At 64.2% G+C, this 25,075-nt stretch carries 23 protein-coding genes; 12 read left to right on the top strand and 11 right to left on the bottom strand.

Annotation, left to right across the window (positions count from 1 at the left end):
- Positions 1 to 29 precede the first annotated feature (29 nt).
- Together BMG00_RS02225 and pyrC are read right to left on the bottom strand one after the other, a co-directional pair.
- Entirely contained in the window at positions 30 to 707 is a 678-nt protein-coding gene (locus BMG00_RS02225) for an orotate phosphoribosyltransferase (protein WP_078573258.1), read from the bottom strand.
- A 109-nt stretch (positions 708 to 816) separates the two neighbouring features.
- Positions 817 to 1,857 (bottom strand): dihydroorotase, encoded by a 1,041-nt coding sequence (gene pyrC / locus BMG00_RS02220; protein WP_078530680.1) that lies wholly within the window; start codon positions 1,855 to 1,857, stop codon positions 817 to 819.
- Between the two features lie 173 nt (positions 1,858 to 2,030).
- Here pyrC and BMG00_RS02215 point away from each other — a divergent pair, with 173 nt between their 5' ends.
- Both BMG00_RS02215 and BMG00_RS02210 read left to right on the top strand, forming a co-directional pair.
- Complete coding sequence (locus tag BMG00_RS02215) at positions 2,031 to 2,246, top strand: hypothetical protein (protein ID WP_078573257.1); 216 nt, start codon at positions 2,031 to 2,033, stop codon at positions 2,244 to 2,246.
- A gap of 102 nt (positions 2,247 to 2,348) precedes the next feature.
- Positions 2,349 to 2,666: an urease accessory protein UreE C-terminal domain-containing protein gene (locus BMG00_RS02210; protein WP_078573256.1), complete on the top strand. Its 318-nt coding sequence runs from the start codon at positions 2,349 to 2,351 to the stop codon at positions 2,664 to 2,666.
- 30 nt (positions 2,667 to 2,696) lie between these two features.
- On the opposite strand, the gene BMG00_RS02205 is transcribed toward BMG00_RS02210, so the two are convergent.
- The 3 genes from BMG00_RS02205 to BMG00_RS02195 all read right to left on the bottom strand — a co-directional run bounded on the left by BMG00_RS02205 (position 2,697) and on the right by BMG00_RS02195 (position 7,294).
- The gene (locus tag BMG00_RS02205) at positions 2,697 to 3,638 is read right to left on the bottom strand and encodes a phosphoadenosine phosphosulfate reductase (protein WP_078573255.1); all 942 of its coding nucleotides are present in this window, start codon (positions 3,636 to 3,638) and stop codon (positions 2,697 to 2,699) included.
- Positions 3,639 to 3,842: 204 nt separating this feature from the next.
- A complete protein-coding gene (locus BMG00_RS02200; RefSeq protein ID WP_078573254.1) occupies positions 3,843 to 4,880 on the bottom strand; it encodes a glycosyltransferase family 2 protein in 1,038 nt (345 codons plus the stop codon).
- Between the two features lie 95 nt (positions 4,881 to 4,975).
- The gene (locus tag BMG00_RS02195; protein WP_078573253.1) at positions 4,976 to 7,294 is read right to left on the bottom strand and encodes a glycosyltransferase family 2 protein; all 2,319 of its coding nucleotides are present in this window, start codon (positions 7,292 to 7,294) and stop codon (positions 4,976 to 4,978) included.
- 179 nt (positions 7,295 to 7,473) lie between these two features.
- Between BMG00_RS02195 and BMG00_RS02190 the strand changes: the two genes are divergently transcribed.
- A complete protein-coding gene (locus tag BMG00_RS02190; protein WP_078573252.1) occupies positions 7,474 to 9,696 on the top strand; it encodes a hypothetical protein in 2,223 nt (740 codons plus the stop codon).
- Between the two features lie 596 nt (positions 9,697 to 10,292).
- Here BMG00_RS02190 and infC read toward each other — a convergent pair.
- On the bottom strand, positions 10,293 to 10,784 hold the full coding sequence (gene infC, locus BMG00_RS02185; protein ID WP_245794934.1) for a translation initiation factor IF-3: 492 nt from the start codon (positions 10,782 to 10,784) through the stop codon (positions 10,293 to 10,295).
- A 277-nt stretch (positions 10,785 to 11,061) separates the two neighbouring features.
- Between infC and BMG00_RS02180 the strand changes: the two genes are divergently transcribed.
- The 5 genes from BMG00_RS02180 to cysK all read left to right on the top strand — a co-directional run bounded on the left by BMG00_RS02180 (position 11,062) and on the right by cysK (position 16,600).
- Positions 11,062 to 12,048: a hypothetical protein gene (locus BMG00_RS02180; protein WP_078573251.1), complete on the top strand. Its 987-nt coding sequence runs from the start codon at positions 11,062 to 11,064 to the stop codon at positions 12,046 to 12,048.
- Positions 12,049 to 12,169: 121 nt separating this feature from the next.
- The gene (locus BMG00_RS02175) at positions 12,170 to 12,850 is read left to right on the top strand and encodes an FAD-binding oxidoreductase (RefSeq protein ID WP_078573250.1); all 681 of its coding nucleotides are present in this window, start codon (positions 12,170 to 12,172) and stop codon (positions 12,848 to 12,850) included.
- 131 nt (positions 12,851 to 12,981) lie between these two features.
- Positions 12,982 to 14,136 carry a heme A synthase gene (gene ctaA, locus BMG00_RS02170; protein WP_078573249.1) on the top strand — a complete coding sequence of 385 codons (1,155 nt, stop codon included), beginning with the start codon at positions 12,982 to 12,984 and terminating at the stop codon, positions 14,134 to 14,136.
- Positions 14,133 to 15,599, top strand: coding sequence for a carboxypeptidase M32 (locus tag BMG00_RS02165; RefSeq protein WP_078573248.1), 1,467 nt, complete (start codon positions 14,133 to 14,135; stop codon positions 15,597 to 15,599). Before ctaA ends, BMG00_RS02165 begins: the two co-directional genes overlap by 4 nt.
- A 35-nt stretch (positions 15,600 to 15,634) precedes the next feature.
- Positions 15,635 to 16,600, top strand: coding sequence for a cysteine synthase A (cysK, locus tag BMG00_RS02160; protein ID WP_078573247.1), 966 nt, complete (start codon positions 15,635 to 15,637; stop codon positions 16,598 to 16,600).
- A gap of 15 nt (positions 16,601 to 16,615) precedes the next feature.
- Here the strand turns inward: cysK and BMG00_RS02155 are convergent, their stop codons facing one another.
- Positions 16,616 to 18,469, bottom strand: a complete 1,854-nt coding sequence (locus BMG00_RS02155) for an ABC-F family ATP-binding cassette domain-containing protein (protein WP_078573246.1) — start codon at positions 18,467 to 18,469, stop codon at positions 16,616 to 16,618.
- A 261-nt stretch (positions 18,470 to 18,730) separates the two neighbouring features.
- Here BMG00_RS02155 and ndk point away from each other — a divergent pair, with 261 nt between their 5' ends.
- Complete coding sequence (gene ndk / locus BMG00_RS02150; protein ID WP_078530692.1) at positions 18,731 to 19,153, top strand: nucleoside-diphosphate kinase; 423 nt, start codon at positions 18,731 to 18,733, stop codon at positions 19,151 to 19,153.
- Here ndk and BMG00_RS02145 read toward each other — a convergent pair.
- From BMG00_RS02145 to BMG00_RS02140, 3 genes are all read right to left on the bottom strand, one after another.
- Entirely contained in the window at positions 19,150 to 19,497 is a 348-nt protein-coding gene (locus BMG00_RS02145; RefSeq protein WP_078573245.1) for a TfoX/Sxy family DNA transformation protein, read from the bottom strand. The two genes, ndk and BMG00_RS02145, sit on opposite strands and share 4 nt — an antisense overlap.
- A 194-nt stretch (positions 19,498 to 19,691) precedes the next feature.
- Positions 19,692 to 19,826, bottom strand: a complete 135-nt coding sequence (locus BMG00_RS17855) for a hypothetical protein (protein ID WP_273068572.1) — start codon at positions 19,824 to 19,826, stop codon at positions 19,692 to 19,694.
- Between the two features lie 213 nt (positions 19,827 to 20,039).
- Positions 20,040 to 20,528 carry an RrF2 family transcriptional regulator gene (locus BMG00_RS02140; RefSeq protein WP_078530694.1) on the bottom strand — a complete coding sequence of 163 codons (489 nt, stop codon included), beginning with the start codon at positions 20,526 to 20,528 and terminating at the stop codon, positions 20,040 to 20,042.
- Positions 20,529 to 20,704: 176 nt separating this feature from the next.
- Here BMG00_RS02140 and BMG00_RS02135 point away from each other — a divergent pair, with 176 nt between their 5' ends.
- Genes BMG00_RS02135 through BMG00_RS02125 form a run of 3 tightly spaced genes read left to right on the top strand, consistent with a single transcriptional unit; the run spans position 20,705 to position 23,459 of the window.
- Positions 20,705 to 22,066: an NAD(P)/FAD-dependent oxidoreductase gene (locus BMG00_RS02135; protein WP_078530695.1), complete on the top strand. Its 1,362-nt coding sequence runs from the start codon at positions 20,705 to 20,707 to the stop codon at positions 22,064 to 22,066.
- Between the two features lie 12 nt (positions 22,067 to 22,078).
- Complete coding sequence (locus BMG00_RS02130; protein WP_078530696.1) at positions 22,079 to 22,435, top strand: DUF5368 domain-containing protein; 357 nt, start codon at positions 22,079 to 22,081, stop codon at positions 22,433 to 22,435.
- A gap of 13 nt (positions 22,436 to 22,448) precedes the next feature.
- Entirely contained in the window at positions 22,449 to 23,459 is a 1,011-nt protein-coding gene (locus BMG00_RS02125) for an SLAC1 anion channel family protein (RefSeq protein WP_078530697.1), read from the top strand.
- A 403-nt stretch (positions 23,460 to 23,862) separates the two neighbouring features.
- Here BMG00_RS02125 and BMG00_RS02120 read toward each other — a convergent pair whose 3' ends face one another.
- Positions 23,863 to 24,921 (bottom strand): cytochrome-c peroxidase, encoded by a 1,059-nt coding sequence (locus BMG00_RS02120; protein ID WP_078530698.1) that lies wholly within the window; start codon positions 24,919 to 24,921, stop codon positions 23,863 to 23,865.
- Between the last annotated feature and the right edge of the window lie 154 nt (positions 24,922 to 25,075).

Below are 25,075 nucleotides of genomic sequence, written 5' to 3'. Positions count from 1 at the left end.
GCACTATCCACAGAAATCTGCGCGCTGTTTCAGCCCTTGCGGGCCTCCTGCCAAGGGCGCGGATCGCTCAGGAAGGCTTCGACCTCGTCGAGCGTCTCTTTCGAGAAGCTGCCCTGTTCGCGCGCCTCGGCCAGAACGTCCCACCAGGTGCACAGGTGATGCAGTTCCACGCCATGTTCGCGCAAGGCTGGCACGGTCTCGGGGAAGATGCCGTAATAGAAGATTACCGCCGTATGCCCGCAGGTGGCGCCGGTGTCACGGATCGCGTCGACGAAGCTCAGTTTCGAGCCGCCATCGGTGGTCAGGTCCTCGACCAGCAGCACGCGCTGACCCTCGCTCATCGCGCCCTCGATCCGCGCGTTGCGCCCGTAACCTTTGGGCTTCTTGCGCACATAGGTCATCGGCAGCGCCAGACGTTCGGCCACCATCGCGGCAAAGGGAATGCCCGCCGTCTCGCCGCCCGCGATATTGTCGAAGGCCTCGAAGCCGGCCTCGCGCATCACCGTCACCGCAAGGAAATCCATCAGCGTCGAGCGGATGCGCGGGTAGGAAATCAGCTTGCGGCAATCGATATAGGTCGGCGAGGGCAAGCCGGAGGCGAGCGTGAAGGGCTCGTCCGCATTGAAATGCACAGCCTCGATTTCCAGAAGCATCCGCGCGGTCAGGCGGGCGATTTCTTCTTTGCTGGGGAAGGAACTGGGGATCATCGGTTCGTCCTTTTCGTGTCTGGCTTCGATTTGGTCCAAATATCCCCCGCGGAGCGTCCATCGGTTGGGCCGGGAGCCTCCGGCGGGGATATTTGAACCAAGAGGAAGATCAGCGTTTTACATGCCAATGGACCGGGAAGCCCGGGTCGAAGAGGGTGACGGGGCCCGCGCCGGTTTCGATCTTGGCGGGCCAGGTGTTGGGTTGGTCGGTCTTCTCGAGCGTCAGCGTGGTTTCGTTGACCGGCAGGCGGTAGAAGCGCGGACCGTTGCGCGAGGCGAAGGCCTCGAGCTGGTCGAGCGCGCCCTCGGCTTCGAAGACATGGGCCAGGAGCGGCATCGTGTTGGTCGCGGTGAAGCAGCCCGCGCAGCCGCAGGCGCTTTCCTTGGCCGGGTCGGCATGGGGGGCCGAGTCGGTGCCGAGGAAGAAATGCGCGTCACCCGAGGTCGCGGCCTTGACCAGCGCCTGACGATGGATCTCGCGCTTGGCGACCGGAAGGCAATAGTAATGCGGCTTGATCCCGCCCACGAGGATATGGTTGCGGTTGATGATCAGGTGGTGCGTGGTGATCGTGCCGCCCATGTCATCGCCCTGCGAGGAGACGTACTCAACGCCGTCGCTGGTAGTGATATGCTCCATCACCACGCGCAGCCCCGGGGTCTTGCGGCGGATCGGGTCGAGCACAGTCTCGATGAACACCGCTTCGCGGTCGAAAATGTCGATCTCGGGGCTCGTCACCTCACCATGAACGCAAAGCGGCAATCCGATCTCGGCCATTTTTTCGAGCACGCCGCGCACCTTGTCGAAGTCGCGCACGCCCGAATCCGAATTCGTGGTGGCGCCGGCGGGATAAAGCTTCACCGCCTTCACCAGACCGGAAGCGGCGGCCTGGGCCACGTCCTCTGCCTCGGTTTTCTCGGTGAGATAGAGCGTCATCAGCGGTTCGAACTCCGCCCCTTCGGGCAGCGCGGCCATGATCCGCTCGCGATAGGCGGCGGCATCCGCGCCGCGCAGGACGGGCGGCACGAGGTTCGGCATGATGATCGCGCGGGCGAAATCGCGGGCGGTTTCGGGGGCGACACCTTCCAGCATCGCGCCGTCGCGCAGGTGCAGGTGCCAATCATCGGGGCGGGGCAGGGTGATGGTGTTCATGCGATTTCCTTAGCGTGAGGCAAGGCGCGAATCCAGAGGCCGCGCGCATGCCGCGCTGCGGCAAATGCATGGCGGGGATGCGCAGATGGCGCTGGTAGGGACAGCAAGGCTGACCTAACTTGAGGGCATGGGAGGAAACGACCTGAACTCAAAACCCTCAGGAGGTTTCCAAAATGGCTTTCACCACCACCGTCGGTCAATCCGGCCAATCCGTTCTGACCCGCGCTTTCCATGCGATCGCCGGGGGTCTCGTGACCTATATGGAGCGTCAGTCGCGTCAGGATCAGATTCAGCGGCTCGAAGCGAAATCCGATGCCGAACTCGCTGCCATGGGCATCTCGCGCGACCGGATCGTGTCGCATGTCTTCCGCGACCGTTTCTATTTCTGACACGTTTATCGTCGCATGACGTGAGGGCGGGCCCGGTCGGGCTTGCCCTTGCCCTGCGAGCTTTGCGATACTCGCCCCATCTCAGGTCGCACGGGGGGCGAGATGTCGAGCACCAGTCAGAAATCCACTCTCATCGAATTGCGGGGCGATCTCGTGCGCGCGGCGCTTTGCATCGGCCGCTTCCATGCGCCCTGCCAGATCGAGCCAGACCGTCTTCTCGTGATGGCCGATCCGGCGTTGAGCGCGGCCTTGTCCGATCTCGACCTTGCGCTGACCCCTGTCGATGAAGGCTTCGTGCCGTCCGATCTGCCTGCATCCTGCACGCCCGCGCGCCGCGTCGTCACCCATGGCTCGCATGCGACTGAGGAAGACGAGGATGGCGAGGCCGATTTGCCCTCGGGGCCGTCCTCCAACGCTTGATCCTTTGAGAATTCAGCTGGAGGGGTGCGCTCAGGCGGCGCCCATCTCCCGGCGGGGGGCCGGGAGTGTGATGCCCCGCTCGGCCAGATCGGCCTCGAGCCTCAGGTAACGCGCGCGGAAGCGCGGCCCGTTGAGCCGTTCGGCCACGTTGCGGCAGACCAGCGCCTCAAGATAGGGGCGGTTCGTATCTTGCAGGCTCGCAAGGAGGTTACGCATGTACCGTGGCAGATTGCGTCGGGCGCGGTAGAGTGACCAGTAGCGCGCCGCGTCGAGCCGGCCGGTGCAGGCCTCGGTGAGAATCGCGTCGAGAATGTTCATGTCGCGCAGCATCCCCTCGGGCGTCTGGCCGAGATGCGGGCAGGGCAGGAGGGTCACTGAAGGGCGCGCAAAGAGCGCCGCATGCATCGCGTCGAGCCGCTCGCGCGGGTCATAGACGACGAAGGCCTGCCCCACACCGTCGAGCATTTCGGGTGCGAATCCGTAGCGATCGGTGAAGGAGGTGCGACGCATCTCGGCGAAACGGTCGTCCCAGCCGGCAAGGCGCGGGTCGAGCGTGGCTTGCGGGGCAAGGGCGAGGACCGTGGCCCCCGGCGCGGCAACCGAGAAGGTCGCCGCCGCATAGCCGCAAGCGCCTGCGCCGTAGAATACGACGCGGTCGAAATCCTCGAAGAAGGCCTCATCCAGGAGCCGGTCGAAATAGGCGAAGACTTGGGGGTCGCGAAACCAGGTCTCGTCCGAGCAGATCAGCGTCAGTGAAGACCAGCCGTTCTCCCGGGCAAGCCGCAATCCGCGCGGCAGCGCCGTCTCATCCTCGGCGGTGATCACCGCGTGGCGTTCGAAGCTGACCAGAAGCACCGGGCCGTCATCATGAAAGACCGCGTCATGCGAAGGACCGAGCGGCTCATAATAGCCGCTTTCCTCCACGACCACTTCCAGTCGGGCCTGCCACTCGCTGTTGTCCTGCTTCGCCATTCCTGTCTCGATTGTCGGTTCGTCCCGGATTCCCCGTCGCGCTGGGGTTGAAATGATACTCAAAGAATATGGTCTTCGTATCAACTGATGAAAGCGGCACAAATGAGGGAGGAGTGCGGAATTCTTTCGCCCTCGCGATGTCGTGGAAACGACAAGCTGTTGAGCTTGCTATTGTTTCGTGATGGGTGACAATATGAGCGGGTTTCAGCCTTGTCTCGCGCGTAGCCCCATCGCGACGATCTGCGCGGCCGCGTCGCGCGGCAGAGGACGGCTTGGCGGGCACAAAAGCAGACGGCCAAAGAGCGCGCGATAGGGCTCTTCGCGCAGCAGCTCATCGAAGCGCGCGCGCCGCCATGCCACGGCCGCCGCGTGCAGCCGGGCAAGCTCTGCATCCGCCATCAGTTCGGCCCGGATCCCCTCCGCCGGCGTGTCGTAGCGCCGGATCGAATCCTCCTCATCGGTGCAGAAATTGCGCTCCACCCAATAGGACATGTCGAAGGGTTCGGCCTGCCGGTTCGACCGGCCGCGGTCGCATTTCACCACATAGCTCTGCATCGAGCCGAGGGGATAATGGTTCAACTGCACCAGATCGTAGGGCGCGCTGCCCGGCGGCGTGAACAGCTTCTGGCGTTGGTAGAGCGCAGGCAGCTTGCGTCCCGAACCGTCGACCCAGAGCGTGCCCGCGAGCTTGTCGTCCTGCGGGGCGCGCGGGCGGTGGACGCCGAGCTTGGCATAGGCTCCGTCATTGGCGAAAAGCGTCTTGAACATCGAGGCGCGCCAGGGCCAGAGCATGCCGGGCGGGGCGCAGCGGGTGAATTGCGCGGTGACGGGGCGGTCCTCGACCCCCACCACGCCGCAATTGCCGAAGAGCCGCCAGGTCAGCGCGAAGGCCGTCGCCTCGGGGGCCGCGCCGAAGAGTGCCGAAAGCGTGCCGTCCCCCGTCTTGATCGTGACGAACTCGTCGACATCGAGCACCGCGATCCAGTCGGCCGCTGTTTTCAGTGGATGACGGTCCGCCTGTTTGAGCGCGGCCCATTGCGGACCTTCCTCCCAAGGGCCCGGATTGGGCACGTGGCTCAGCCAGCCCAAGGCCTCCAGCCGGTCAAGCATCGCATCGGTGCCATCCGAACAGTCATTTGAAAAGACGAGAAAATCCGTAAACCCGACGGCGCGGTGATGGGCCAGCCATTCGAGCAGGAAAGCCCCTTCGTTCTTCACGGATGTGATCGCCAACGCGCGCATGGGCCGACTTTGCCAAGGGGGGTGTGATCAGGCAAGCGCGAATGCGGGGCGATGCGGGCGCGCGCGGGGATTGTGGCCGCTCACGGGCGCGGATTTCAGTGCTCGGCCTCGCCCACATGGCGCACGGTGAAGAAGAAATCGGACGGCAGATCGCGTTCGTGGAGATCTTCGGGGATCACGTCGGGGCCGGCGTTGAACACCGCCGATCCGAAGTGATGCAACATCCGCGAGAGCGTCTCGAAGCGCGGCGATGTGAGTGTCTCGTAGAAGGCGCGCTGGTCGGGGCGCGCCATCAGCTCTTCGATCTTGGCGCGGTGACAGGCCACGGAATGATGATGCGCCGCCGCGATCTCGGGATCGGCCATGAGCCGGTCGAACTCGGCCCGGGCGGCGGGCAGCATGCGCTGGATCGAGAGGTCTTCCTCGGCATTGTGGTTCATCCGGAACCAGTAATTGAGCCCCTGATCGCGATCGACATGGTTCACCCGGCCGCGATCGCGTTTCACAAGGAAACTCTCGGCCGAGCGCACCGCGTAATGGTTGAGCTGCACCCAGTCGTAGCCATAGGTCTCGAGCGTCGAGCGCCAGCCGTTGCGGAACATCTCGCGCGGCATCGGGCGCCCCGAGCCATTGAGCCAGCGCACCTGATCCCAGAGATCGGGCACCAGACCCTTGGGGCGATGCACGCCCAGTTTCTTGTAGAGGTCGATATTGCGAAACAGCGTCTTGAAGCCCCAGGCCTGATGCGGTTTGCGCACGATCTCGGGAGCGCAGCGGGTGAATTGCCCGGTGATGAAGCTGTCATCGTAACGATGAACGTCTCCATTGCCGAAGAGCCGCCAGGTGAGAGAGATCATGTTTGCCTCCCCCATTGCCGCATAGAGCGCGCCGAGCGTGCCGTCGCCGATCTTGATATTGATGAACTCGTCGACATCCATGCAGATCGACCAGCCCGCATTCTGGATCACCGGCTCGTTCTCGGCTGCGGCCAGCGCGCCATGCTGGGGTTTCATGTCGACCATGGTGCGAAACGGGTTGTCGCGGTGCTGCAAGATCCCCTTGCGCTGCAAGAGCTCCAGCATCGTGTCGGTTCCGTCGGTGCAGTCATTGGTGTAGACAAGGAAATCCTCGACCCCGATCGCGCGGTGATAGGCGATCCATTCGAGGATGAAGGGGCCTTCGTTCTTCATCGTTGTGACGATGCAGGTGCGGCCCGCCTGGATCGCCTGTTTGGGCGCCTGTCTGACCTTCGAGACCGGCGGGCGGATCGGTTTGAAGCCCCAGACATCGCGGGCGAGATGCAGCAGGCGCTCGTCCTCGATCAGCGAGGTCTTGGGCGCAAGCTCGGCCGCCGAATAGCCCGGCACACGCAGCGCCATCGCGCGCCAGAAGCCGAAGACCTGGCCGGGATCGGGCTTGGCATAGCTCACCCGCATCATCCGCCAGGTATTGTCCAACCCCGCCTTTTGCGGGGCGCAACCCCAACGGGCGATGCCGCGCCTTGCGTCAAACTGGCGACAGATATGATCTGGGAAGCGCTCGGGCTGGCCGTTGCGCACCCGCCAGGGATAGCTGCGCCGTCCCACCAGCAGGATCACCCCGTTCTTTGCCTCCTGCACGGCCGAGAAGGCGCTGGGGGCGTCGGGTTCGCGCTCCATCAGCAGATCGGTCACGTCGAGCAACAGCACGGCGGCAGCGCGTGCGAAGAAGCGCCATTTTACGATCTCGAAGATAAGCCCCGCACCCAGCGGCGCGCGCCAGGGATCGGGGGCGGGGGGCTCCATCCGGTCCTTGCCGGGCGCATCGGGGGCGAGAAAGACGTGTGACTCGGGGCCGAGACCGGGCTTGCCGAGCGGCACCGGGCTTTCCAGCACCACCACCGCCAATTCCAGTTCGCGCAGCGCGAGGCCCTCCTCGAGCGCGGCGATGAAAGCCGCGCGGCTGCCCGAGGGGCTGTCCTCGGGGGCGCGGTTGAGGATCACCGCGCCGGTCGCGCCGTGGTGGTCGTGATGCCAGCTCAGCCAGTCGAGTACGGTCTCGGGCGTCTCTTCGAGCCGTTGACCGAAGAGGCAGTTGCGGCCTGCGAAAAGTTCCCAGTCGGGCGCATCGGCCGTGATCTCGCGTAGCGCGGGCGCGCCGTCGGAGGTGCAGGTCGCGATGCGGGTGGGGTTGGAGGTGTCGAGCTCATAAAGCCCCATCGCGGCGCCCGCGACGTCGCGCGCCTCGATCAGCCGGGCGGCCCCCTCCACCGGGTCGGGGCAGAGCTGATGTGCCTCGGAGGGGTTGGCGAAGAAGGCGCGCAGGCGCTGGCGCGGACCCTCGGGCGTGTCTTCGGGGATCACGATGGCGTCGAGCAGCGCAGGCTCGCCCGCCTGCGCCCGCAATTCCCGCCGGATCACCCGTTGCTCACCCATCTCGGTCCTCGCCTGCCTGTCGCGCCGTGGTAGCACGTCGGCCCAAGCGCGTGAAAGCCCGCGCGCGCTCACGGCTCTGATTTCCATTGGAAAAGGGCATCCACTCGGGCAGGATGCGGCAAAACCAAGGAAAAGCCGCACGCGGGCAAAGCCGCGCGGCGAGAGGCGAAGGGCAGGGCATGGCACGGGAACGCGAGGTTGGCACGCTTTGGATCGGCGGTGCTCTGAGCTGGATGGAGCAGCTTTGCCTGAAAAGCTTCGTCGATGCGGGCCAGAAGATCACCCTCTTTTCCTATGAGGACATCCCCAACGTGCCCGAGGGGGTGATCCGGCGCGACGGGCGCGAGGTGCTCGATACCGACGATTTCATCAAATACGAGAAGAAGGACAGTTTCGCGCTCTTTGCGGATTATTTCCGCATCCACATGATCGCGCAGAACCCGGGGCTGATCTGGATCGACACGGATGTCTATTGCTGGCGGCCCATGGAGTATGACAGCGACTATGTGATGGGCTACGAGCTGCCCAATTCCAAGCGCGTGAACAATGCCGTTCTGGGGCTGCCTGCCGACAGTGAAATCCTCAAGGATATCATCGACTTCATGGAGGATCGTTATGCGATCCCGCCGTTCCTGAAACCGGCGATGCGAGAAGACTATGCCGCCGCGGCGCGGGCGGGCGATCCGGTCCATGTCACCCAGCAGCCCTGGGGCGTCTGGGGGCCGATGATGATTTCGCATTTTGTCGAAAAGCACGGGCTGCATGACACGGTGCAGCCGCTCGAGGCGTTCTATCCGGTCACCTTCCGCGAGCGTACGATGATGATCCGCGAGGCGGCGAAGGTCGAAGAGAAGCTGACCGAGGCGACAACGGCGCTGCATCTGTGGGCGTCGAACAAGCGCGAGCTCGGGCTGCGTTTCAACGGCATTCCGCGTGCGGGAAGTTTCTTCGACAAGCTCTTGAAGAAGCACGATATCCGGCCCGAGTTCGCGCCGATCAAGGGGCGCGCGAAACTGGTCTTCGAACAGAAGGGCGCGGATCTGGGGCTGGTCGGGAAGGCGGGGATCTCCGAGCTCTCCTCCATTGCCGATCTGGGCGGCACCTCGCCGGGGCTTGTGCTCGCGGCCCATGATCGCTGGGATTGCGATATCACCCTGATCGACCTGCAACCGAACGGAAAATGGCCCGAGAGCGAGAGCGATTGGGTTTCAGGCTATCGCGCCTATCTGGCCGAGAACGGGGTCGATCCGGGGCGCATTCGTTATGTCGCAAAGGCCGCCGGTCTGCGCCCCGTCGATCTGCTCCTGAACCTTTCTGGCTTTGGAGACGTCAACAAAGTCAAGCATTTGAAGTCCGTTCTTGAGGTGGCGCTTCATGCGGATAGCAAGATGCTGATGGATGTGCGCAAGGGCTCGGGCAGCTTTCCCTTCCTGCGCGATCTCGGCACGAGCGAGATCATCGAGGAATCCAGCGATGGCGGCGGCGGAAAACAGATGCGCATCGCCTTTGCCCCGAACCCGCCCGCCGAGCAGGTGAGCGATCCCGGCTGGGCCGAGATCGCGACGCAGCTTGCGGGCGAGGACGGGTTTTACACCGATAACGGCGCGCACAGCTTCCTCTACATCCCGCGCGCGCAGGACACGCTGGTCGTGACTTTCGACAATCTCGATATCGCGATGAACAAGCGCGATACGCGCAGGCCCTGGGGCTTCGAGTTCATAGAAAAACAGGGCTGGTCGATGCTGGGCGCGATGGCGGGCGGCTGGACATGGTATCGCGACCCATGGGTCAGTGACGAGTTCGACCGGCTCGCGGCCGAGGGTTTCTTCGCACAGTTCAAGCGGGTGGTATTCTACGGCGCCTCGATGGGCGGCTATGCGGCCTGCGCCTTCTCGGCGGCCTGTCCGGGGGCGGATGTGGTGGCGATCTCGCCTCAGTCGACGCTCGACAAGACCATCGTGCCCTGGGAGACGCGCTACAAGGTGGCTTGGGACCGGGATTTCTCGGGCAAATACGGCGATGCGGCACAGGCGAGCCACGCGGCGCGCAAGGTGACGATTCTCTACGATCCTTACGAGCCGCTCGATGCGGGCCATGTCGACCGGTTCACCGGATCGAACGTGATGAAGCTGCGCACACCGCTGATGGGGCATCGGCTGGGGTCGTCGCTGCACCAGATGGGGCTTCTGAGCCCGATCCTTCTGGCTGCCCTCGATGGCAGCCTCACCGAAGCGTATTTCCACCGCCGTCTGCGCGCCCGGCGCGACTTCCCGCGCTACCAGCGCGAGCTGTTCCAGAGGGCGGTCGCGAAGGGCCACAAGACGCTTGCCCGGCGCATGGGCGAGTCGGTTCTCAAGCGCAATGACAACCGGGCGATCCGGCTTGGCCTGCACGAGCTGTGACACCCCTGCGGCGGGTTGTCGCAGATGGGCGGCGATAGCCTGAAAAGCCGCGGGCGGCTTGCTGAAAAACCCCTTGTTTTCACGGGGTCATCACCGATTTCTGGCTAAAACGTGACCCAGTGTACAACATGTCGCAGTTTAACCAGTGCCCGTTTTGACCTAAGTCAAGTTCAGCACGCGGATACTCCCATATCACATGTGCATCGGGTTCTTGATCTCCCTGACGCGGCACCGCCGCCGGAACCCGACCAGAGGATCAGACGTTCTCCCTCGTCTTATCCCCAAAATGCGCCGCGGGTCTCCCTCCCGCGGCGCTTTAATTTTCCGGGTTCGGGATTTGGTGGTGAAGGTCGTAATCCGGCCTCGGGTGGACATTTCGTCTGCCCGAGCTCTTCGCATTATTCCGCAGGTCCGTTCGCGGCCGTTCCGGCCAACCCTTCGCGTCGAATACGCTCTCTTTGGGGGAAGCGTGGATGTGACCCGGGCTCGGCTCCCAAGCGCGGGACTCAATCGGGGAGCGGATCCGTGGGATCACCGCGCAAAAACAAAACCCTCCCGCGAGGGGAGGGTTTCGAAACCGTCTGGGGGAGATCGCCTTACTTGGTCGGGGCGATCATCATCACCATCTGGCGACCTTCGAGTTTGGGCATGCTCTCGACCTTGCCAGCCTCGCCCACGTCTTCCTTCACGCGGTTGAGCAGCTCGAGCCCGAGATTCTGGTGCGCCATCTCGCGACCACGGAAGCGCAGGGTGACTTTCACCTTGTCGCCATTGGTCAGGAATTTCATGACGTTCTTCATCTTGACCTCGTAGTCGTGAATATCCGTGCCGGGACGGAATTTCACTTCCTTGATCTCGATGATCTTCTGCTTCTTGCGGGCCTCGGCCTCACGCTTCTGCTGTTCGTATTTGAACTTGCCGAAATCCATGATCTTGCAGACCGGCGGATTTGCGTTGGGCGAGATTTCCACGAGATCGAGACCGGCCTCCTCGGCCATGGCCATCGCATCGCGCGGAGAGACAACCCCGACATTCTCGCCATCCGCCCCGATCAGGCGAATTTCAGGGGCGCGGATCCGTCCGTTCACGCGAGGTCCGGTGTCACGGGTCGGCGGGGCGTTATGAGGTCTGCGGGCTATGGTGGAAATCCTTCTGTAGCCATGAGTAATTCAGGCGCGCAAGATAGTCGCGAGCCGTGGCGCTTTCAACCTCAAAGCGCAGCAAGCCGGGGCCTTTGCGGCTATATTCACTCTTGTTTGTGCCACCGACGGGTGCGCACGAAACCGTGGCGAGAGGTTTCAATCCCGCGTCGCATGGTCCATATCGAAATCTCAGTGTTTTGGTTTCCGTGAGAGGGTATTCGCTATGAACAAGTATGCCGGACTGGCCGTGGTGGTGGTGGCGATCGCTGCCGGTGTGATTTACCTGACCACCTCGCAAGAGCCTCAACCCGCCCCGCCCGCGCCCCAAAGCGCCGCCGAAAAGGCGGGCGATGCGCTGCAAAAGGCTGGTGAGTCGGTCAAGGATGCCGCGAACCAGGCTACGGAGGCCGCCTCGCAGGCGGCCGATGCGGTGAAGGAAAAAGCCGCCGAAATGGTCGATGGCACCAAGAAGGCGGCCTCGGATGCCGCCGATGCCGCCAAGCAGGCCGCTCAGGAGAACATGAACGCGGCGCAAGAGGGCGTGGCGCAGGCCGTCGACGCCGCCAACGAAGCGGCCCAAAGCACGGGCGATGCCGCGCAAGCCTCGGTCGAGGCCGCGAAGGAAGCCGCCGCCAAGGCGGGTTCGGCCGCCGCTGACGCCGCGCAGGCTGCAACCGATGCGGCGAAGGCCACGATGGATTCGGCCACGCAATCGGTGACCGACGCCGCCAGCGAAGCCGCCGATGCAGCGACACAGGCAGCCGAAGCGGCGACCGAGGCTGCCAATGCCGCCTCGGATGCGGCTGCTCAGGCGCAGGTGAATGCGACCGACACGACGACCGAAGGGGCGGCCTCGGCCGCGCAATCGGCCGCCGATGCTGCCAGCAAGGCCGCGGAAGCCGCCTCCGACGCCGCAGCCGCCGCGACCAATGCCGCCGAAACCGCAAGCCAGACCGCGGACACCACCGCCGTCGATGCCCAGACCCAGGCCGACGTGACCGGGCAGGGCGCCGTGCCGGGGCTGATGGATGCGGCCAAGGCGCTGACGGTCGAGGGCTTCGATGCTGATACGGTCGAGAAGGTGATCGACACTTCGGCACTGCCCGAGGCCACGAAAGCCACGCTCAAGACTGCGGTCGAGAGCGCGCGGGCCAATCCCGAGCTGGTGAAGGGCGTGGTCGAACAGGTGCGCTCGGCGCTCGGTCTCTGATCCGCGACGCATATTTCGTCAAACGAGGCCGCGCGGTGCAGACCGCGCGGCCTCTTTCTTTGCGCTCACCGGAACGTGTTCCTAGCTTGCCGCGTTTGTCCGGCAAGAGAAAGGAGCCGACATGAGCACTCGACTGACGCTTTCATCCATCGAACCTGTCACCCGTGACATCTATCACCTCAGTTTTCCGCGCCCCGAAGGTTTCGATTTCGTACCCGGGCAGGCGGTCGATCTGACCCTCACCCGCAAGGGCTGGACGGACGAGTCGCGCCCCTTCACCCTTACCGCTCCCGCCGAGACCCGGACGCTCGAATTCGTCATCAAATCCTATCCCGACCATGAGGGCGTCACCGCGCAGATCGCGACGCTTTCGCCCGGCGAGGCGGTCGAGATCTCCGATCCCTGGGGCGCGATCGAGGATAAGGGACCGGGCTGTTTCATCGCCGGCGGGGCAGGGGTGACGCCCTTCATCGCCATCCTGCGCGCGCGTCTGGCCCGCGAGGGAACCCTGGTCGGGTGCCGGCTGATCTTCTCGAACAAGACCGAGGCCGACATCATCCTGCGCGAGGAATTCGAGGCGATGGAGGGGCTCGAGACCGTCTGGACCGTGACGGATCAGGACGATCCGGGCGAAGGGGTCCGCACCGCGAAAATCGACCGCGCCTTCCTCGCACCGTTCGTCGAGAGGGAAAGCGGCAAATTCTATATCTGCGGCCCCGATGCGATGGTCGAAGAAATCGAGACGACGCTAAGCGATCTCGGCGTCGAAAAGGACCGTATCATCCGCGAAGATTTCGGCTGACCCTGCGCCCGTCGAAGCAGCACTCCCCCGCACCAAGCCGCCCCCTTGCCCCCGGAGAGGGGGCGGCCTAGTTTGCCTTGCGCTAAACTGCCAAGAACAGGCGCAGACAAAAAAGCCGGGGGCCCGCACGCATGAGCCAGAAACGCAGCATCTTCGAAGAGGTCGGAACGGAAGGCGCCACAACGCGGGCCGAACCCGCAGGGGGCATGATCGACGCCAAGCCGCGCGGTGCGCGCAAGGCGATCCGGCTGTGGCTCTTCGTGCTTTTCACGCTGGTCGTGGCGATGATCGCGGTGGGGGGCGCCACGCGGCTCACCGATAGCGGTCTCTCGATCACCGAATGGAAGCCGATCTCGGGGGCGATCCCGCCGATGAACGATGCCGACTGGCAGGCCGAATTCACCAATTACAAGGCGAGCCCCCAGTTCAAATACATGAACCCCAACATGACCGTGTCCGAATTCAAGGGCATCTTCTGGTGGGAATGGGGCCATCGTCAGCTTGGCCGCTTTGTGGGGATCGTCTGGTTTGCCGGCTTCATCGGATTCTGGCTGACGAAGAAAATTCCGCCGGGTTGGACGGGGCGGCTGTTCTCGCTCGGGATCCTTGGAGGGCTGCAAGGCGCGATCGGCTGGTGGATGGTCTCCTCCGGTCTCGTGGGGCGGATGACCTCGGTCGCTTCCTACCGTCTTGCGACCCATCTCGGGCTCGCTTTCGTCATTCTGGGGTTGATCGCCTGGTTCGCCGCGCAGCTTTCGCGTCCGCAATCGGCACTGTTGCAGGCCCGCCGTCTGGCCGAGCCGAAACTGGGCCGGATCGGGGCGGTGCTGATCGGGCTCGTCTTCGTGCAGATCATCCTTGGCGCGCTGACGGCGGGGATCGATGCGGGCCTCGCCTTCCCGACATGGCCCTCGATGAACGGGCAGTTTCTGCCCTCGGAGAGCTTCGACTACACACCGCTGTGGCGCAACTTCTTCGAAAATCCGGCGCTGGTGCAGTTCAATCATCGCATGCTCGGCTATCTCGTCTTCCTGGCCGGAATCTATGCCGCATGGCGTGCGCGCGGTTCGGCGCATCAGAGCACGCGCGAGGCCTATGCGCTGGCCGCCGCGATGATCTTCTTCCAGATGGTTCTGGGCATCACCACCGCGCTCGAGCTGGTCCACTACTGGTGGCTTGGTCTGATCCACCAGTTCGGCGCCGTCATCACCTGGGTCCTCGTGATCCGCGCGCGTCACATGGCGCGCTATCCTGTCATTCGTTCCATCCGGGAGGGCCGCGCATGAGCGCCTATCAGGAACTGATTGCGCATCAGCGCGAAACCGAGGCGCTGGGCAATATCGCGGGGCTTCTGAGCTGGGATCAGGAGGTGATGATGCCGCGCGGGGCTGCCGATCAGCGCGCCGAGGAGATGGCCGCGATCGAGAGCGTTCTGCACGCCCGCCGCACCGATCCGAAGATCGAGGACTGGCTGGCGCGTGCCGAAGCCAGCGACGAGGTCAGCGCCCGGACGCTCGACCTGATCGGGCGCAGCTATAACCGCGCGACCCGCATTCCCGCGCGACTGGCCACGGAACTGGCGCGGATCACCTCGCTCAGCCAGGGGATCTGGGCCGAGGCCCGCGCGAATGAGGACGCCTCCGCCTTCCTGCCGACGCTCGAGGAAGTGGTGCGGCTCAAGCGCGAGGAGGCCGAATGCCTCTCCGAGGGCGATCTCTACGATGCGCTGCTCGACGATTACGAACCGGGTGCGACCGCTAAAGAGATCGCCGCGATCTTCGACAAGATGCGCGGCCCGCTGGTCGAGCTGCGCGACCGAGTGCTCGGCTCCGAGGTCAAACCGCAACCGATCGACAAGGTCTTCCCCGAGAATGCCCAGCTGCGTCTGGCGCGGATCTGCGCCTCGGCCTTCGGCTATGACTGGACGCGCGGGCGGCTGGATATGTCGGTGCACCCTTTCTCTTCGGGCGGCGGCGACGATGCGCGGATCACCACCCGGATCTCGGAATCCGAGCCCTTCGGCAATATCTACTCGACCATCCACGAGGTCGGCCACGCCACCTACGAACAGGCGATCGACCCGGCCTATCGCTTCACGCCTCTGGGTCATGGCGTCTCGATGGGCGTGCATGAAAGCCAGAGCCGGATCTGCGAGAACCAGCTCGGCCGCTCGGCCCCCTTCACCGGCTGGCTGCACCACCGCATGACCGACGCCTTCGGAGATCTCGGGATGGATGCGCAGGCGTTCCATGCGCTGGTCAACCGTGTCGAGATGGGCTTCATCCGCACGGAATCGGACGAGCTGAACTACAACCTCCACATCATGCTGCGCTTCGATCTGGAGCGCGACCTGATCGCGGGCAAGCTGGAGGTGGCCGATCTCGAAGAGGCGTGGAATACCCGTTTCAAGGACGATTTCGGCGTGACTGTCACCAAGCCCTCGCAGGGGTTCCTGCAGGACGTTCACTGGTCGGTGGGCCTCTTCGGCTATTTCCCGACCTATGCTCTGGGCAATGTCTATGCGGGCTGCCTCAATCAGGCGATGCGCGCGGCCGTGCCCGAGATCGACGCGCGTCTGGCCGAGGGCGATGCGAGCCCCGCGAAAGCCTGGCTCGACCAGAACCTGCGGGTCTTCGGCGGCCTGCGCCCCCCGCGCGAGACGATCCGCCATGCCTGCGGGTTTGACCCCAACGAGGGCCCGCTTCTGGCCTATCTGACCGAGAAGTTCGAAGGCATCTACAACCTCTGAGCGCGCCCCCCGCGCTCCCCCGGAAAGGACACCCCATGGCCCGTATCTTTGACGACAATTCGCTCAGCATCGGGAACACGCCGTTGGTGCGTCTCAACCGGATCGCGGAAGGGGCGGGGGCGACGATCCTTGCCAAGATCGAGGGCCGCAATCCGGCCTGGTCGGTGAAATGCCGGGTCGGTGCGAACATGATCTGGGATGCGGAAGAGCGCGGCATTCTCGGCCCCGGCCGCGAGATCGTCGAGCCCACCTCGGGCAATACCGGCATTGCGCTGGCCTTCGTCGCGGCGTCGCGCGGCATTCCGATCACGCTGACCATGCCCGACACGATGAGCGTCGAGCGGCGCAAACTGCTGCTCGCTTACGGCGCGAAGCTGGTGCTGACCGAGGGCACGAAGGGCATGGCGGGCGCGATCGCCAAGGCCGAGGAAATCACCGCCTCCGATCCCGACCGCTACGTTCTGCTGCAACAGTTCAAGAACCCCGCGAACCCGGCTATCCACGAAAAGACCACCGGCCCCGAGATTTTCGAGGATGCCGATGGGGTGGTCGATATCTTCGTGGCGGGCGTCGGCACCGGGGGCACGATCACTGGCGTCTCGCGTTATCTTAAGCACGAGAAGGGCCTGCCGCTGATCTCCGTCGCGGTCGAGCCCGAGGCGAGCCCCGTTCTCAGCCAGGCCCGCGCGGGCGAGGAGCTGAAACCCGGCCCGCACAAGATCCAGGGCATCGGGGCGGGCTTTGTGCCTGACGTGCTCGACATGGATCTGGTCGACCGGATCGAGACCGTCAGCAATGACGAGGCCATCGAGACCGCGCGGCGGCTCGCGCGCGAGGAGGGCATCCTTGCGGGCATCTCCTGCGGCGCGGCCACGGCTGCGGCGCTGCGGCTGGCGCGTGAGCCTGAAAACGCAGGGAAAACCATTGTCGTCGTGCTGCCCGATTCCGGGGAGCGGTATCTGTCTTCGCCGCTGTTCGAGGGCATGTTCGACGAAGCGTAAACGAACGGGCCGAGCTCAGCCCTGTTCGGCCGCTTCCAGCTTTTCCAGAGCGGCCATCCACAGCGCTTCCGCGCGCTCCATCGCCTGCGTGGCCTCGGCATGCTTGGCCTGCCAGACCGCGAGGTCAGACGCCTTGCCCGCTTCGTAAAGCGCAGGGTCCGCCAGCTTCGCGTCGAGCTTTTCCAGCATTTCGGTCAGCTTCTCCACTCGCGCCTCGCAATCGCGCACCTCGCGCTTGAGCGCGCTCATCGCATCGCGTGAGGGTTTGGCGGGCTTGGGCGCGGCGGCCTTTGCCGCGCGCTCCTCCGGGGCGGGGGCCAGCAGTTCCGCCCGATAGCTCTCCAGATCCCCCTGATAGGGCGCAACCGCGCCTCCCTTCACCAGCCAGAGCCGATCCGCGACCAGCCCCAGCAGGTGCATGTCATGGCTGACCAGCACGACCGCGCCGGAATATTCCGTCAGCGCCGTCACCAGCGCCTCGCGACTCTCGATATCGAGGTGGTTCGTGGGCTCGTCGAGGATAAGCAGATGCGGCGCGTCGAGCGTGGCCAGCAGCAGCGACAGCCGCGCCTTCTGTCCGCCCGAGAGCTTGCCCACATTCGTCTCCGCCTGATCCGCGCCGAGGCCAAACCCCGCCAGCCGCGCGCGCAGTTTCGAGGGATGCTCTTCGGGGCGCTCGCGCCGCAAGTGGGTCAGGGGAGTCTCGGCCAGATCCAGCTCGTCTACCTGATGCTGCGCGAAATAGCCGATCCGCAGCTTGGACGAACGGGTGATCTTGCCTTCCATCACGTCAAGTTTGCCCGCCAATAGCTTGGAAAGCGTGGATTTCCCTTCGCCATTGCGCCCCAGGAGCGCGATCCGGTCATCCTGATCGATCCGCAGGTTCAACCGCTTCAGGATCGCCGGTCCGCCATAGCCCACGGCCGCGCTTTCCATCGCGATGATGGGGGGCGAGAGCTGCTCGGGCTCGGGGAAGGTGAAGACCTGCTTCGCGGCCTCCTCGGGCGCGGTGATCGGCTCCATCTTCTCGAGCATCTTGACCCGCGCCTGCGCCTGCTTGGCCTTGGTGGCCTTGGCGCGGAAGCGATCGACGAAGCTCTGCAGATGGGCGCGGCGCGCCTCCTGCTTCTTGGCCTGCGCCGCCTGCGCCTCGCGTCGCAGCCTGCGCGTGCGCGCGAATGTATCGTAGCCGCCCTGATAGAGCGTCAGTTGCTTGTCCTCGAGATGCAGGATCGCGCCCACGGCCCGGTTCAGCAGGTCGCGGTCGTGGCTGATGACGATGACGGTGTGCGGATAGCGCGCCAGATATTGCTCCAGCCACAGCGCGCCTTCGAGATCGAGATAGTTCGTCGGTTCGTCCAGCAACAGCAGATCGGGCTGCGCGAACAGCACGCCCGCCAGCGCCACCCGCATCCGCCAGCCGCCCGAGAAATCCGAACAGGGGCGCGCTTGCGCCTCCGTGTCGAACCCCAGCCCGCGCAGGATCGAGGAGGCCCGCGCCTCGCCCGACCAGGCGTCGATATCGGCGAGCCGCGCATGCACCTCGGCGATGCGGTGCGGATCGGTTGCGCTCTCGGCCTCGGCCAGAAGACTTGCGCGTTCCTCATCGGCGGCCAGAACCGTATCGAGAAGCGAGGTCGAAGAGGACGGCACCTCCTGCGCGACACCGCCCACCTTGGCGCGCGAGGGCAAAGAGATCTCGCCGCCGTCCAGCGTCAGCTCGCCCCGGATCAGGCGAAAGAGCGTGGTCTTGCCCGCGCCGTTGGGGCCGACGAGCCCGACCTTGTGACCCTCGGGAATGGTGGCCGAGGCGCCCGCGAAAAGCGGTCGGCCCTCGATGGAAAAGGAGATATCGGAGATGCGCAACATGCGGTCTGACTTGGCGCAGGGCCGCGCGACAGTCAATCGTCCCCCTTCCTCTTGGCTAAAATATCCCCGCCGGAGGCATTCGGTGCGTCTCACAGGTGCCGCCGCCCGATTTGAGCGCGCATTGACCAGATGGTCACATTCCCGCGCTAATGTGCCCGCGATCGCCTTTTAGAGGGCTTTTCAACTCACGCCCCCCGTGATAGCAGGCGCGGGATATTTCGGACCGGATTTCCGGCCGCGAGCACAAGGAAAGGGTCTCACATGGCCATCGAACGCACGCTGAGCATCATCAAACCCGACGCGACCAAGCGCAACCTCACCGGCAAGATCAATGCCAAGTTCGAGGAAGCGGGTCTGCGCATCGTCGCGCAAAAGCGCATCAAGCTGTCCATGGAACAGGCCGGCAAGTTCTACGAAGTCCACAAGGAACGCCCCTTCTACGGCGAGCTGTGCGAATTCATGGCGTCCGAGCCGGTCGTCGTGCAGGTGCTCGAGGGTGAAGGCGCGATCGCGAAAAACCGCGAAGTGATGGGCGCGACCAACCCGGCCGATGCGGCCGATGGCACGATCCGCAAGGAATTCGCTCTCTCGGTCGGCGAGAACTCGGTGCACGGCTCGGACGCGCCCGAGACCGCCGCGCAGGAGATCTCCTTCTTCTTCTCGGGTCTCGAGATCGTCGGCTAATCGCGCCGGATCAAACCGATTTCATCAAGGGCCGCGTCCAGCCGGGCGCGGCCCTTGTCCATTTCCGGGATGCCCGCGTCGATCCGTGCCTTGAGCGCGTCGAACTTGACGCGGAATGCCGCCTTCTCCGCGCCCCGGCAATCGTTCCAGGGCCGGCCCTGAAGCGCCATGTGCAAGGCGTAATAGCCGATGAAGTGGGGCGGATTTCCGGCGGCGATCCAAGCTTCGTAAGCCGCTTCGGCACCGATCTCGCGCAATTGCTCGGCCGAGGTGATCCCCGCGCGTGCGAAGCCCTCGGCGGTCGCAGGGCCGATGCCATGAATGCTGGTGATGGGTTGGGGCATGGGCGGATCGCGCGGCGGGCGCGCCTCGTAAAAATCAGGGATGGCAAATCGAAGATCTGCCGATCACTGTGATCCGCGGACCCGCGCCACGCAAGGGGCGGCGCGAGGTGAGCTTCGGGGATCGCATCGCGCCGGGGCAGGGTCTGCCGCGGGCCGCTTTCACATCGGCGTGGTCGCGTCGCGAAGGAGTGGGGTCAGATCGACGCCCAGTCGTTGAAAACGGTGCCGCCTTGCTGGTTCGACGTGCCGCTTTGTCCCTGCTGCTGGCTGGGACGCGGTGCGCCGCCTTGCTGTTGTTGGCCCGATTGGCTGCCCGATTGCTGTTGCATGACCTTATGCCTCATTGTGAGTCGCGATGACGGGATACCCCGCTTCTGGTGCGACAAGTAGACACAGGCTCCCGCATCGAAAAGAGGGGATCAAGCAAAACTGAATTCTGTTCGCGCTCGCGTGATTGGCTGTCACGAAACTGTGACAAAGCCGCCACGAAATACGCGCAGGCCCTGCAAAAACAGGGGTATTTCAAACGAACCGGTTTGAAATCAGAGCGCCTTGGCGGCGCCTTCCTTGGCTCCGCAGATCGAGATGTTCATCGCGCCGGGCAGGCTCAGCATCGACTCGAGCGCGGTGTTGTCCTCCACGAGATCGGCCAGCGTCTTACGGTCGAGCGCTCCGTAGAAGGCCTCGAGAGCATCGGCGAGCGCGTCGCGGAAGAGGCAGGCATTGCGCAGCGGGCAGGTATTCGACTCGGGGTCGAAACATTCCGCGAAGGGCAGGCCGGCCTCGAAGGCGCGAAGCACGTCTCCCACGCCGATCTCGGAGTCCGGCCGGGCCAGTTGCATGCCGCCCGCGCGACCGCGCTGGGTCTCGATGAAGCGCTTTTGCGCCAAGGTGTTGATCACCTGGGCAAGGTGGTTCTCGGAGGCGTTACAGGCCTCGGCGATTTCGTGTTTTCGGACGATCCTGCCGGGATTGACGGCGCAGAACATCAGGACACGCATCGCGAGGTTGGTACGGGTGGTCAGACGCATGGGCTCTCCTCCGAGTTCACGACGTGGTGATATAGATCAATCGGGGATGTGGAATTGATTTAAGTCAGGTCCGACGAAAAAAGATGCATTCCCGATGCGTCCTTTTGTCAGGCTCACGGCTCTCCGAAATTTGAATACATGCACATACCGGAATATGTCCGAGGGAGAAGATCGGTATGATTAAAGACGTTTTCAGCCCGTCGCGGCGGGGATTTCTGGGGTTGGCCGGCGGAGCTGCCGCGCTGAGCGCAATGGGCGCAGCCAAACCCGCGACCGCAGCGGTGCAGACCAAGGCCCGTGTCGTGATCGTGGGCTCGGGGGCCGCGGGCACGGGGCTGGTGAACCGTCTGGTGCAGCGCCTCGACGGCGCGCAGATCACCATCGTCGACGGGCGCAAGCAGCACTGGTATCAGCCGGGTTTCACGTTGATCGCCGCCGGTCTCAAGAACGCCGACTATTCGGTTTCGGGTACTGGCGACTGGCTCCCCACGGGCGTGAACTGGGTGGAAGACTATGCCGCCGCGATCGACCCGGAAGCGCAGCGCGTGACCACCGTGGGCGGCGAGGCGATCGAGTATGATTATCTCGTTGTCGCGACCGGCCTGAAGCTCGACTGGGGCGCGATCGAGGGCTTCTCGCTCGACCAGGTGGGGCAGAACGGTCTTGGTGCAGTCTATGCCGGTCCCGATTACGCCGCGAAGACTTGGGCCGCGATGGACCAGTTCACCGAGAAGGGGGGCGTTGCGCTCTTCGGTCGTCCGGCGACCGAGATGAAATGCGCGGGCGCTCCGCTCAAATACACCTTCCTGACCGACGATTACCTGCGCAAGAAGGGCACCCGCGAAGCGAGCCAGATCATCTATGCAGCCAATAACAAGGGCCTGTTCTCGGTTCCGGTGGTGAACGAGAAGGTCAAGTTGCTGTTCGGTGATCGTGGTTTCGAGACCCGGTATGACCATGTCCTGACGGGCATCGACGCGGGCACGCGTACCGCCTATTTCCGCACCCCCGAGCAGCATTCGGTCGACAAGAACGGCATCGTCACCGTGACGCCTGCGTCCGAGCGGAAGATCGAATTCGACTTCACCAACGTCATTCCGCCGATGGTCGCCCCCGACGTGGTGCGCGAGAGCGGCCTTGCCTGGGAAGACAAATGGGTCGGCCAGGGCTGGCTCGAGGTCGATCAGCAGACCCTGCGTCACCGCCGCTACGCCAATGTCTTCGGGCTTGGCGATATCGCGGGCGTACCCAAGGGCAAGACCGCGGCCTCGGTCAAATGGCAGATCCCCGTGGTCGAGGATCACCTCGTCGCCGCGATTGAAGGCAAGGATGGCACCGAGATCTACAACGGCTACACCTCCTGCCCGCTGATCACCAAGGTCGGCCGCGCGATGCTGGTCGAGTTCGATTACGAAAACCGCCTGACGCCTTCCTTCCCGGGCGTGATCGCGCCGCTCGAAGAGCTGTGGATCTCGTGGCTGATGAAGGAAATCGCGCTCAAGCCCACCTATAACGCGATGCTGCGCGGCAAGGCGTAAGGAGACCGACAGATGAAACAACTCACCTTTGAAACCCTGATCGCCGTCTTCGAGGAAATCTTCGGGCGCGGCCTGTTCTGGACGATGGTCGCCGTCGCCGTGGTCGTGACGCTGGCTTACCTCTACGTTCTGATCCGCGACCGCCATCTGAGCGCTCGCAAGTTCCTGCTGGCGCAGATGTTCATGCCGCTGGGCGCGATCGCTTCGGTGATCTTCGTGCAGAGGGTCACCCATTCGAGCTTTGCCGATATCGGCGGCCCGGTGGATTGGATCGTGCTGCTCGGTGTCGCAGGTGCAGGGGCCGTGGGAACGGCTATTCTGGTCTACACAGTTCAGTCCCTGACCAAGGGCCGGCAAACCGCCGAATGAAACGGAGAGCGCAATGAGCACGCAAGTCGAAGCAAGTGCCGAGCACAACCGGCTCGAGCATTTCCCGATCACCTTCTATGCCACCACGATGGGGCTGGGAGGTTTCACCCTCGCGCTGCGCGCCGCGGCGAAACCGCTCGGGCTCGGGCCGGTGCCCTATCAGGTGATGTTCGTCGTCACCGCAGCCGCCTTCGTGCTCATTTCGCTCTTCTATCTTCTCAAGGCGCTCAAGCATCCCAAGGCGGTCTCGGGCGAATGGCATCACCCGGTGCGCCTGTCCTTCTTCCCGACCATCGCGATTTCGCTGCTGTTGCTGTCGATCATCGCGATGACGGTTTCGACGCCGCTTGCGCTTTCGCTGTGGCTGATCGGGACCACGCTGCAAGGCCTGATGACGTTGGCGGTGGTGACCAACTGGATCGGCACGCGCAGCTTCCAGCATGGCCAGCTCAACCCTGCCTGGTTCATCCCGGCGGTCGGCAATGTGATCGTGCCAGTCGCGGGCGCGCAGCTTGGTTTCACCGAGATCAGCTGGCTCTTCTTCTCGGCGGGGATGATCTTCTGGATGATCCTGCTGACGCTGGTCTTCAACCGTCTGGTCTTCCACGACCCGCTGCCCGGCAAGCTTCAGCCGACGCTGGTGATCATGATCGCCCCGCCCGCGGTGGCTTTCATCGCCTGGCTGCGCCTGACCGCCGAGCCGATCCTTCCCGGCGCGACCGAGGCGCTTGGCGTCGATCCCTTTGCCCATATCCTTCTGTCGCTGGCCTATGTCTTCGCCGCGCTGGTGGCGGTGCAGGTGCCGCGTATCCTGCGGCTGCCCTTCGCGATGAGCTTCTGGGCGCTGAGCTTCCCGCTGGCCGCCCTCACCATCGCGACTTTCCTGCATGCGGAATACGCCCATTCGGACGCGCATATGCGCATCGGGACGGCGTTCCTCGTGATGCTGGCGTTGCTCATCGCGGGTCTGGTGGTGCGCACGCTCATCGGGATCATGCGCGGCGAGATCTGTCAGCCCGAGTGATCGGGGTTTGCAGTCTCCGTCGGAAGGGGGTGGGCGCGAGCCTGCCCCTTTTCAATATGAAGCGCCGCGCCCTGAGCCCCCGTGCGCGTTCGGACCGGGCGCGAGGCGGTCCGGGCTAGGCATGTTGGGCCCGGTAGGGGTTCGTTGGGCGACCGCCGCATGTAATCTGCGAACGGGTCGGCAGACTTGCTGCGGTATCGGCTCTCTCATTTTCGGTTTGCGGAGCGGGAAACGCCGCCATGAGAGATCCCGCGATGAAAACCGGATGCGCGGGAAGCATGCCTGTCTCGAAGCCTTCTAACCTGTCGAACCGGTCTGGCCGAACCGGCCCTGATACCGCGTCCGACCATGAGAAAACGCGCGAGGTCTCCCGCGCGCGTCTTCCGGTCTCGGGCGGTCTGCCTCACTTCTGCTCGGTGAGCATCGTGTAGGGCTTGGGCGTGTCCTTCGTGCGCGGCGGCAGGATCGGGTGAACGACCTGCGGCTGCTCGCCGGTCAAGGCTTCGAGGAAGGCGGTGATGTCGTCGATCTGTGCGTCGTCGAGCTCGGAGCCGAGCTGCGAAGTCGCCATGATCGCCACCGCGTCGCGCAGTTCCCAAACCGTGCCGGAGTGGAAATAGGGGGCCGTCAGCGCGATGTTGCGCAGCGGGCCGGCGCGGAAGACATATTGGTCGTCGGCCGTCTCGGTGACCGCGAACCGGCCATGATCGCCCTCGGGCAGCACGTCCGCGCCGGGTTTCTCGACCACGCCGAACGGGTAGTAATCCTGCCCGCCGACATTGATCCCCTGGTGACAGGCCGCACAGCCCTCATCCATGAACAGGGCAAGGCCGCGCTTCTGCTGATCGCTTAGCGCCGCATCCTGTCCCATCAGGAACTTGTCGAAAGGAGAGTTCGGGGTGATCAGTGTGGCCTCGAAGGCTTCGATCGCTTTCGCGAAGTTGTCGAAGGTCACGGGGTCGTCCTCGCCGGGGAAAGAGGTCTGGAACGACGCGACATAGGCCGGCATCGATTTCAGCGTCGCGACGAGGTTATCGGGCGTGTTGTTCATCTCCACGCCGGCCTGCACCGGCCCCTTGGCCTGGGCTTCGAGATCGGGTGCGCGCCCGTCCCAGAACTGCGCCACGTTGAACACGGCGTTGAGCATGGTCGGCGCGTTGCGCGGGCCCTTCTGCCAGCCATGGCCGATCGAGGTCTCGAGACCGTCGACGCCGCCGATGCCGACATTGTGGCACGACTGGCACGAGAACAGCCCCGAGCGCGACATGCGCGGGTCGAAGAACAGCGCCTTGCCCAGATCGACGCGGTCACGCGAGATCACGTTATCCTCAAGCATGGGGGGCTGAAGCGGGATCGCTTCGAACATCTCTCTGGCCTGTTCACGAAGTGCCGCATCATCGGCGAGAGCGGGTGCCGCAAGCGCCGTCGAGGCGGCAAGAGCGGTAACCAGTATCCTTTTCATGGCTAAATTCCTCCGTAGCTCCTGAAAGGTGGAATTATTCTAATTTCACGAAATCGTGAGCAGCTTGATCCAGATCAAGAAACGAGGCGAGAATTCATTGCACAGCCCTGCGACATGCTGTCGCCCGGGCGCGCGTGGCTCGCTTGACCTCGCG

The organism is Thioclava marina, from assembly GCF_002020135.1.
GTDB lineage: Bacteria > Pseudomonadota > Alphaproteobacteria > Rhodobacterales > Rhodobacteraceae > Thioclava > Thioclava marina.
Note: the sequence above shows the minus strand (reverse complement) of the source record. Positions and strands in the feature narration are given on the sequence as shown.